General features: G+C 71.1%; 1 protein-coding gene. It reads right to left on the bottom strand.

Annotated elements, in window-relative coordinates; all coding sequences use genetic code 11:
• The coding region (locus tag OC439_RS30100; protein ID WP_262016371.1) for a condensation domain-containing protein at positions 1-1916 on the bottom strand (1916 nt) is incomplete at both ends.

Raw genomic sequence — 1916 nt, forward strand, 5'->3', positions numbered from 1 at the left:
GATACATCGCCGCCAACCGCTCCGCCCGCCCCCGACCCAACACCCGCGTATGGCTGCTGAGCCCCAGCTGCCCGCGCAGCGTCGTCACCGCGAGGTCGAACTCCGTGTTGCCGTCGGCCAGGGTCGCCGCCAGGTCGACCGGCTCGGTGTCGAGCTGGTCGAAGTCGAGATAGTTGAACGAGACATCGACCAGCCGGCCGCCGCCGGCCAGGCTCTGCATCCGCGGCATCGGGAAGTGCCGGTGCGGCCACATCGCCACCTCCTGCGCGAACACCGCCGCGACCAGCTCCCGCCACGTCCACCGCCCCCGCTCGAACACGAACGGCACCGTGTTCAGATACATGCCGTGAACCCGCTCCGCGCCAGCCGCCTCCGGCCGGGCGTCACAGACGAGACCGGTGAAGAACGACGGTTCCCGGACCAGGGAGCTCAGCACCTTCAGGTGCGCGGCGAACAGGACGCTCTTCAGTGACGCGTTCGCTGCGCGTGCCACGCCGCGCAACTCGCGCTCCAGGTCCTGGAACGGCACCCGGAGCCGGTAGCGCTCCCGCGGCCCGTCCGTCTCCCCCCAACCGTCGGGCAGGCCGAACCGCGGATGCTGGTCGATGATCTGTCCCCAGTAACCGCGATCCTCCGCGGACTCGAGGGCCCGCAACTCGCGTGCGACGAAGTCGGCGTACCGGACCGCGGGGAGCGCCGGCAGCGCCGGTTCCCGGCCGTCGCGGATCGTCCGGTACGAGCCGAGCAACTCCGCCAGCAGGTGGTAAAGGCTCCAGCCCTCCGTGATGGCATGACAGCGCACCACGGTCAGCCACCACCCGCCGCCGGATTCGAGATGCACACCGAGCCGCAGCATGGGCGCCCGGGTGACGTCGAACAGCCGCGCCCGCTCCTCCGCCTGGTACGCACGCAACGACTCCCGCAACGCGTCCGCGTCGCTTCCGCGCAGATCCCGCACCGTGACCGGAACCTCCGCGTCGGCGTGCACGAGCTGCATGGGCATCGAACAGGAGTGGAGGTCGAACGAGGTACGCAGTGCCTCGTGCCGCCCGACCGCGACGCGAGCCGCCGCACGGAGCGCGTCCGGCGAGAACAGCTCCTCGTCGCGGATCCGAAACGTCGTCACACTGTGATAGCGGTGCAACGTCTCGTCGGCGAGCATCTCGGCGACCATGCCGACCTGCGTCTGCGCCATCGGATAGGCATCGACAAGATCGCCCGGCAGTGCGGCACGGTCGACTGGGTCGATCAACGCGAACGGCGCCGCCGGCGACATGGCCTCGGCCGCCGGTCGAGCCTCGGCCAGCTCACACAGCCGGGCCACCGTACGGCAGTCGAACACGTCCCGTACGGTCACGTCCAAGCCGGCAGCCCGGAGGGGACCGACGATGGCCACGGCCCGGAGTGAGTCGCCACCCAGCTCGAAGAAGTTGTCCCGCATCCCGACCCGGTCGAGACCCAGTGCCGTACACCAGACGTCGGCCATCCGCTCCTCCAGGGGGGAGCGCGGGGCCACATACGTACTCGTCCGGGCGTCGAAGCCGGGCGCGGGCAAAGCCGCCCGGTCGAGCTTCCCGTTCCCGGTGAGCGGAATCTCCGCCAGCGGCACGATCGCGGTCGGCACGAGGTAGTCGGGCAGCCTCCGCAGGCACTCGTCGCGTAGTTCCTCCGGCCGGATCGGGTCGGCGCCCGCCGCCACCACGTAGGCGACGAGGCGTCGGTCACCCGGGCTGTCCTCGCGGACGACGACCCGCGCCTCGGCCACCTGGGGAGCCTCGGCGAGGACGGACTCGACCTCGGCGGGCTCGATCCGGTACCCGCGGATCTTCACCTGGTCGTCCGTGCGCCCGACGAACTCCAGCGCGCCGTCGTCGCTGAGGCTGACGAGGTCCCCGGTGCGGTACAGCCGCGACCCG

Source organism: Micromonospora sp. Mcm103, from assembly GCF_024519755.1.
In the GTDB taxonomy this organism is placed as follows: Bacteria; Actinomycetota; Actinomycetes; order Mycobacteriales; family Micromonosporaceae; genus Micromonospora; species Micromonospora aurantiaca.